A 6,000-nucleotide genomic window follows, 5' to 3' on the forward strand; every position below is an offset into this window, starting at 1 on the left:
TGAACAATTAAACAAATTATAAGGAGATTATCATGAAACGCATATTTCTATTAAAAGGGTTGGACTGTCCGAATTGTTCCGCAAAAATTGAAAAAGAAGTCGGAGAGTTGGATGGAGTGCAATCCTCAGTGGTAAATCTGATGAAGCAGACGCTTACAATCAATGTTGCTCAGACAGCCGCAGATACGATAGCCAGTCAGATTGAAACGATTGTTCATAGCCATGAGCCAGATGTGGAAGTTTCTGAAATTGTACAGGAATCTTATATACCGGAAAAAAAGCAGGAGGCCAATGAATCCTATAACAATGAGGATAAGAAGTTGACAGTTCGTTTAGCGACTGGTGCAGCAATCTATGCCATTGGTATGGCATTGACTGTTTTTGCGAAAGTGCCACTGCCTATCGAGTTAGCTTTTCTCATTGTTTCTTATGTTATTCTTGGTGGAGATGTTGTATGGCAGGCTGTGAGGAACATTTCAAAGGGGCGTGTATTTGATGAACATTTTTTGATGAGTGTTTCTACGATTGGAGCTTTTGTCATTGGTGAATATCCAGAAGCAGTTGCTGTTATGCTATTCTATCAGGTAGGTGAATTTTTTCAGTCATTGGCTGTTAAGCGTTCAAGAAAATCTATATCAGACTTAATGGATATACGTCCAGATTCTGCTACAGTAAGAAGAAATGGGGAATTGATTACCATATCTCCAGAAAATGTCTCCATTGGTGAGATTATTATTGTAAAGCCTGGTGAAAAAATTCCATTAGACGGTGTGGTATTGGATGGAGATTCTATGCTGGATACAAGCGCCTTAACAGGAGAATCAGTTCCGAGAAGTGTTCATAAAGGAGACGAAGCACTTTCCGGTTGTATGAATCAGACGGGTGTCTTAATGATTAAGACAACAAAAGCATTTGGTGAATCTACGGCTTCAAAGATTATTGATCTTGTGGAAAATGCGTCAAGCCGAAAAGCACCAACAGAAAATTTTATTACTACATTTGCACGTTATTATACACCTGTGGTTGTAATCTTAGCAGCTTTTCTGGCGATTCTGCCACCGATCATTCTTGGCGGAGGCTGGACAGAGTGGATTCGCAGAGGATTTGTTTTCCTTGTGGTATCTTGTCCATGTGCATTGGTTATTTCAATCCCGCTGACTTTCTTCGGCGGCATTGGTGCAGCATCTAAACGAGGTGTTCTTGTAAAAGGAAGCAATTATTTAGAGGCACTTAATAATGTCAGCGTTATTGTGTTCGATAAAACCGGAACACTTACAAAAGGTGTTTTCAATGTGACGGATATTTTGCCTGCAAATGGATTTTCAAAAGAACAGGTTCTGGAGTATGCGGCAGAGGCAGAGAGTTTTTCTAACCATCCTATTGCAAAATCCATTCTTGCTGCTTATGGAAAAGAAATTGATCAGTCAGTGATTTCTGATTATAAGGAAATTTCAGGATATGGAATCAGTGTAATGGCAGGGGAAAAGAAAGTTTTTGCTGGCAATACGAAACTTATGGATACAGAATGTATAGAGTACACAACCTGTGAAAACACAGGTACAAAAGTTTATTTGGCTGTAGATGGTCAATATGCAGGATGTATTTTGATAACAGATGAAGTGAAGCCGGACAGTAAAAAAGCAATTTCTGACCTGAAACATATCGGCGTGGAAAAAACAGTCATGCTTACCGGTGATGACGAAAAAATTGGGAAGTCCGTTGCAGAAGAATTGCAGTTGGATGAATATTATGCACAGCTGCTTCCTGACCAAAAAGTGGAAAAGGTTGAGCTTTTAGATAGTAAAAAGAGACCGGGAAGCAAATTGGCTTTTGTTGGTGATGGTATCAATGACGCTCCTGTCCTTGCCCGTGCAGATGTTGGTATTGCAATGGGTGGGCTTGGTTCGGATGCGGCTATTGAAGCAGCAGATGTAGTTCTGATGACAGATGAACCGTCTAAGCTGGTGGACGCGATTGAAGTAGCAAAAGCGACAAAACAGATTGTCATGCAGAATATAGTGATTGCTCTTGGGATTAAGAGTGTGTTCCTGATTCTTGGCGCTTTTGGTATTGCGGGAATGTGGGAAGCTGTATTTGGTGATGTAGGCGTTACCATAATTGCCGTCTTGAACGCAATGAGGATTTTGAAAAAATAAGAAACGAGGTGGCAATGTGAAACGGAAATTGATTCTGTTAGCAGTTACAATTGTTTTTCTTGCAGGTTTCGGTGCACTTTTGCACTCACCGCCTTCTATGATTGATGCAGTCACAGGAGCAACACCGAAGTCAAAAAAGGCGGCTCAAGCCGCCGCACAGTTGGAAGGCTCTTATGTTCTCGGTATTAATATGATGTCAGATGGTCTCGACAACGAGAACACCCGGAATAAATTAAAAGAATTGGCACTGGACGATTCGGAAACAAATGAAACAGATCTCATGAAAACGGACATTAGTTTTCGGTTATATGTATCTGAGACGGATTATCCGCTTGTCAGTTATGCTAAGAAACTCTGTGACAGGTTGAAACAGGCCGGTTTTTCCGTAGATCTGAAAGAGTACAGTAACACAATGATGCTATCAAGAGTGGTAAGTGGAAAGTATGATGTATTCCTGGCATCGGATGATTTTATTGACGTTACAACGCTAACACAGATGGACTATATGATCATGGACAGCGAAGAAATGAGGTGAGCGGGAATTTATGAGAAAATGGAATACGATTTTGTCTGTTTTAATGCTTCTCATTTTTATGATTCATGGAATCATGGGCAGCTTTATGCTGAACGGAGTTGGAAGTAGTGCAGGAAAACTTCTTGCATGGATTGGTGTTGGTATTCTTGTTGTGCATACGGTGATTGGTGTCATCCTGACAGTTCAGAGTTTACAGACAGCGAAGCAATCAGGAAAAATGTATCTGAAACAGAACGCCATATTTTGGGCGAGACGAGCCAGTGGGATGGCAATACTGATTCTGCTGTTATTCCATATTGGTTTGTTTGGAAAGGTGCAGAATGGGACATATATTTTGTTCCCTTTTACAACGGTAAAGATGGTAACTCAGCTTTTGTTCGTAGCGGCAATCTTTGTTCATATTTTTATCAATATACGCCCATTGCTCGTATCACTGGGAATCATTAGTTATAAAGAACGAAGGAGCGATATTTATTTGATCCTTTCGGTGCTTCTTCTTTTTATAGCGGGAGCGGTTATTTTATATTATATTGGGTGGCAATATCTATGAGTAAGACAATTGTTATTATAGGTGCTGGACTGGCAGGACTTTCAGCGGCTTTGCAGGCAGCGGAAAATGGATGCAATGTAAAACTGGTTTCCTCCCTTCCGTCAGAGCGGGCACAGTCTGTTATGGCGGAGGGCGGTATCAACGCAGCTTTGAATACAAAAGATGAAAACGACAGTCCCGAAGAACATTTTACAGATACAATAAAGGCAGCATGTGGTCTGGCAGATCCAAATGCAGTTTGGGGAATGACACAGGCAGCACCGGAGCTGGTGCACTGGCTGCTAAAACTTGGAGTTAAATTTAACATGAGTGGCTATGATGATGTGGATCTGCGAAATTTTGGCGGGCAGAAAAAGAAACGGACTGCTTTTGCACAGAGCGATACCGGGAAGCAGATCATGACAGCTATGATAGACGCTGTTCGCAGGAAAGAAGCATCTGGTATGGTAGAACGGTTCAGCCATCATTCTTTCCTAACACTTCGTCTGTGTGGCAATATTTGTTGTGGCTGCGTAATCAGGGATGAATACAGTCAGGAGACTGTGGAATTACCGGGGGATGCGGTTATTGTTGCCACCGGTGGTATGCACGGATTGTTTGGAAATACAACGGGTTCGCTGAGCAATACAGGAGAAGTCACCGCAGAATTGTTCCGGCTTGGTGTTCCTCTGGCAAATGGCGAGATGATCCAGTACCATCCGACAACTGTGAAATGTGGTGGAAAACGCATGCTCATCAGCGAGGCGGCCAGAGGGGAAGGTGGCAGGTTGTTTGCCATGAAAGATGGAAAACAATGGTATTTCATGGAGGAAAAATACCCGGAGCTTGGAAATCTGATGCCACGAGATATTACCGCCAGAGAGATATGGAAGGTCAGCCATGAATCAGAGGTATTTCTTGACATGACGGAAATATCGGAGGAGATTATTTCAAATAAGCTATCTGGTCTGGCAGACGATTGTATGACCTATTTGCATAAAGATATACGAAAGGAACCGGTGTCTGTTTTACCGGGAATTCACTATTTTATGGGAGGCATTCTGGTGGATGAGCAGCACAGAACGCCGATTCAGAATCTTTACGCTGCCGGAGAATGCTGTGCCCAATATCATGGTGCCAACCGTCTTGGTGGAAATTCTCTGTTAGGAGCGTTATACGGAGGACGTGTTGCGGCAAAATCAGCATGCGAACAGGCAGATGTAGTAGATCTATCTTGTGCGACACAGATAGATTTTCCACCAGCGTCCCAAATTTCAGAAATAAAGCAATTAAACAAAGTGATGCAGGAGACTATGGGCGTTGTCAGAAATGAGAATACGTTGTTAAATGGGATTCAAACGGTACAAGCGCTGACAGGAAATCTTCCATTGCTTGGCATGGCAGTTCTAAAGAGTGCTCTTGCAAGAAAAGAAAGCCGTGGTGCACACTGGCGGGAGGATTATCCGAAGAGCAATGACGATGATTACCTTAAAACAACGGTAGCCAGATTTGATGGAAAGCAGATACAGATTTCCTTTGTACCTGTTCCAGAAAGGCGGTGATTCACTTGGTATATAAAATAAGAATCAGGCGGCAGGAGAGTCAGAAAGCAGACAGTTATTGGCAGGAATTTGAGTTTGACGGAAGCAAAAACAGCTCTGTTGCCACTGTTCTAAAGGAATTGAACAGTAGAACTCCTTTGAAAGATAACTCAGGAACTATAGTTACTCCCATCAGCTGGGAATGTAGCTGTATGGTGCGAAAATGTGGGGCTTGCGCCATGCTGATTAACGAACGTCCGAGGCTGGCATGCTCTACATTTCTACATATGTTAAAAGGTTCTACAATCACCTTGGAACCTTTAAGCAAATTTCCGCTTGTAAGAGATTTGATCGTTGACCGGTCAAATCTGTTTGAAAATTTGAAAAAACTGAACCTTTGGCTTGAAAGTGAAGCTTATATGAGTTCGTGGACACATGAACCGAGATACCAGTCGGCACGCTGCCTGATGTGTGGCTGCTGCCTTGAAGTGTGTCCTAACTTCTCTGCAAATGGGACTTTCGCAGGCGCTGTTGCTGCAGTCAACGCATTTCGGATTCTGAATGAAGAACAGGAAAGCACTCATTTGAATGAGATTTCTGCTGAATATAAGAAGAAATATTTTGAGGGATGCGGGAAGTCGTTATCTTGTCATGATATTTGTCCGATTGGTCTGCCTGTGGAAGAACTGCTTGTAAGGTCAAATGCAGCGGCTGTTTGGGGCAAATAAAATGGATGATAAAAGCTATAATGAATGTATGAAGAGAATCAAAAACTTGATTCTCTTTTTTAAAACACATACATTGGCAAATATCTATGTATATATTATATTGAACATAGACAATGATCAATGTGAGGTGTCAATATGAATGCAATGGATGTGGCTTTGATATGCAAGGCTTTGGGCGATGCGAACCGGCTGGAAATTGTACAGATGCTGTCGGATGGAGAAAAGTGCGGGTGTAAACTTTTGGAAAGATTTGAAATTACCCAGCCAACTTTATCCCATGATGAATTTTCCGGAAATATTGTAGCTAATAGTTATTTAAACTGTTGTATTTGTTTAAAAATTAAAAAATATCTAATGAGTCTTCCGCATCTACCCACATCTGCAAATTTCCATCAAGATATAATCTTGCATATTCAAGAGGATCATCAATGGCGAGTGCGTTTAATGCACAGTCTGATCCTGATGTGGTTTTTAAGTCCTTTTCAGCTTCCCAACAGTCAATGCGGAGCAT

At 41.9% G+C, this 6,000-nt stretch carries 6 protein-coding genes and 1 pseudogene; 6 read left to right on the forward strand and 1 reads right to left on the reverse strand.

Annotation, left to right across the window (positions count from 1 at the left end; genetic code table 11):
* The first annotated feature begins 32 nt into the window (after positions 1–32).
* From PGZ10_RS14070 to PGZ10_RS16870, 6 genes and pseudogenes are all read left to right on the forward strand, one after another.
* Positions 33–2,156, forward strand: a complete 2,124-nt coding sequence (locus PGZ10_RS14070; protein ID WP_270541675.1) for a heavy metal translocating P-type ATPase — start codon at positions 33–35, stop codon at positions 2,154–2,156.
* Positions 2,157–2,172: 16 nt separating this feature from the next.
* Positions 2,173–2,691, forward strand: a complete 519-nt coding sequence (locus PGZ10_RS14075; protein ID WP_118198289.1) for a DUF6921 family protein — start codon at positions 2,173–2,175, stop codon at positions 2,689–2,691.
* Between the two features lie 10 nt (positions 2,692–2,701).
* Positions 2,702–3,241, forward strand: a complete 540-nt coding sequence (locus PGZ10_RS14080) for a hypothetical protein (protein WP_025579815.1) — start codon at positions 2,702–2,704, stop codon at positions 3,239–3,241.
* Entirely contained in the window at positions 3,238–4,782 is a 1,545-nt protein-coding gene (locus PGZ10_RS14085; RefSeq protein ID WP_270541676.1) for an FAD-binding protein, read from the forward strand. Before PGZ10_RS14080 ends, PGZ10_RS14085 begins: the two co-directional genes overlap by 4 nt.
* Complete coding sequence (locus PGZ10_RS14090; protein ID WP_330428578.1) at positions 4,779–5,489, forward strand: succinate dehydrogenase/fumarate reductase iron-sulfur subunit; 711 nt, start codon at positions 4,779–4,781, stop codon at positions 5,487–5,489. Before PGZ10_RS14085 ends, PGZ10_RS14090 begins: the two co-directional genes overlap by 4 nt.
* Before the next feature lie 135 nt (positions 5,490–5,624).
* A pseudogene (locus PGZ10_RS16870) lies at positions 5,625–5,768 on the forward strand (ArsR family transcriptional regulator); the annotation flags it as partial.
* Positions 5,769–5,829: 61 nt separating this feature from the next.
* On the opposite strand, the gene PGZ10_RS14100 reads toward PGZ10_RS16870, so the two are convergent.
* Positions 5,830–6,000: DUF6061 family protein (locus PGZ10_RS14100; RefSeq protein ID WP_270541678.1), on the reverse strand; the 171-nt coding region annotated here is incomplete at its 5' end.

The organism is Coprococcus sp. AF102-57, from assembly GCF_027686195.1.
In the GTDB taxonomy this organism is placed as follows: Bacteria; Bacillota; Clostridia; order Lachnospirales; family Lachnospiraceae; genus Allocoprococcus; species Allocoprococcus comes.

Bases quoted from the DNA above. Each gene is read 5' to 3' on its own strand.
- PGZ10_RS14070 (WP_270541675.1), top strand. From the start codon at position 33: ATGAAACGCATATTTCTATTAAAAGGGTTGGACTGTCCGAATTGTTCC.
- PGZ10_RS14080 (WP_025579815.1), top strand. From the start codon at position 2,702: ATGAGAAAATGGAATACGATTTTGTCTGTTTTAATGCTTCTCATTTTT.
- PGZ10_RS14085 (WP_270541676.1), top strand. From the start codon at position 3,238: ATGAGTAAGACAATTGTTATTATAGGTGCTGGACTGGCAGGACTTTCA.